This window comes from Micromonospora sp. M51, from assembly GCF_018070305.1.
In the GTDB taxonomy this organism is placed as follows: Bacteria; Actinomycetota; Actinomycetes; order Mycobacteriales; family Micromonosporaceae; genus Micromonospora; species Micromonospora parva.
In genome coordinates this window covers 1-1647 of record NZ_JAGPXZ010001045.1, presented here as the reverse complement: position 1 = coordinate 1647, position 1647 = coordinate 1, and the positions used below count along the sequence as shown (strand labels likewise).

Here is a 1647-nt window from a genome sequence, read left to right as displayed (position 1 = left end):
CCACAGTTGCACCTGGCGCACGAACCGGACCCGGGGGTGGGGCCGGTGCTGGTGACGGTGCAGTACACCGTCCGGCCGGAGCGGGCCCAACAGTTCCTGGCGGCGATGGACCTGGTGCGTGGCGCGCGGCAGCGGACCGGGGCGACGCGCTGGGGGCTGTTTCGCCCGGCCGAGACGGTGGATCGCTTCGTCGAGGTGTATGTGGTGCCGTCCTGGGACGAGCACCTGCGCCAGCACGGCGGCCGGTTGACCGGTGAGGACCGCGCGGCCGAGCAACGGGCCCGGGAGCTGACCGACGGGGAGCCCGAGGTCCGACACCTGGTGCCCGCCGCCGCCGGCCCCACGCTCTCCGACGACAGCGAGGCGCTCTGAACGGGCACCGCCGACGCGAGCAGCGGTCCACGCCGGACGTCAACCGGCCAGCGCGCCGCAGGCCGTGCTGATGGCCGGTGCCAGGCCGCCGTCGCCACAGTCGATGTTCGCCGCCGCCCGCCCGGCGAGCTGCCACTGCGCCCCGGACCGCTTCAGGAAGATCTGCGGTTCGGGAAGGGTGTCCGGCGAGCCGGCCGGTACGGCGGTCAGCCGGGCATAGGAGTTCCGACAGGCGAAGACCTCCACCCGGGCGATCCGCACGCCGCCCAGCAGCGCCTGGCTGGCCGCCTGCAACGTGCTGGGCGTACAGGTGGTGTCGGTGTCGATTGCCCGATCCGGCGCTCCGCCGCCTTCCGCTGGTGCGCCGGCACCGGCGGCGGCCCGACCCGAACCGTCACCGGCGACGGTCGCCGCGTCGCTCGCCGGGTCCGGCCCGGCGGTCGCGGTCCGCGTGGCGTCGACGGAGGGCGACGGACCACCGGTCGGGGGTGGCGTGGACGGGGTGGACCCGGGCGAGCTGGCGGCCGGCGCTCCGACCGAGCGCGGGGCGGGTTGCCCGCATCCCGCCACCGCACACGTCAGGGCCATCGCCACCGCCATCGCCACGTCACTGCCTCGAACTCGCACAGCTGACTCCCTACCTCGTCGGTCGGGTCGGATTGACTTCCCGGACCCGCCGACGACGGTAGGAGCCGTGCCTCTGCCAGAGCTGGAACAAACCTTGAATCCGCAGGCGGAGCGGCCTTTCAGGCGGCCGACACGGCCAGCGGGCCGCCGGCGGGCGACCCGAAGACGGAGCCACAGTCGGGGCCGCAGGCCCGGTGCCAGCCCGGAGCCTCCGCGGCCTCCCTGGTGCCCAACCTGGTGAACACGGCCAGGGCGTCGGCCCAGGCGGTGTGAGCCCCCGGCAGGTCACCGGCCGCCGCCCGGACCATCCCGGTGTCGCGCAGGGTTCGCGCCCGGCCCAGGTCGTGCCCGAGGGCCTGCCATCCGTCGTACGCCAGCCCCAGTGCGCGGGCCGCGTCGTCGAGGTGGCCGGCGGCGAGGTGCAGCTCACCGATGGTGCGCTGCACGAGGGCGGTGCCCAGCCGGTCGTGGAGCCGCTTGCAGGTGATCAGAGAACGGTCGAGCGGCCCCCGGGCCTGGTCGACCTTCCCCTGGCGCAGCCAGATCTTCGCCAGCGCCTGCGACGTGTAGCAGGCGATGTGCTCGTCCTGTTGGTCCACGATCAGGGCGGGTGCGCGAGTGCACCACTCCTCCGCCTCGCCCCACTCG

The 1647-nt window shown here is 74.7% G+C and carries 3 protein-coding genes; 1 reads left to right on the top strand and 2 read right to left on the bottom strand.

The annotated features are described in order from the left end of the window. Positions 1-372 (top strand): MFS transporter (locus KBX53_RS32300; RefSeq protein ID WP_210863636.1); only part of this gene is annotated, 372 nt, incomplete at its 5' end. 39 nt (positions 373-411) lie between these two features. On the opposite strand, the gene KBX53_RS32295 is transcribed toward KBX53_RS32300, so the two are convergent. Both KBX53_RS32295 and KBX53_RS32290 read right to left on the bottom strand, forming a co-directional pair. Continuing rightward, positions 412-999: a hypothetical protein gene (locus tag KBX53_RS32295; RefSeq protein ID WP_210863634.1), complete on the bottom strand. Its 588-nt coding sequence runs from the start codon at positions 997-999 to the stop codon at positions 412-414. Positions 1000-1118: 119 nt separating this feature from the next. After that, the coding region (locus KBX53_RS32290; RefSeq protein WP_210863632.1) for a hypothetical protein at positions 1119-1647 on the bottom strand (529 nt) is incomplete at its 5' end.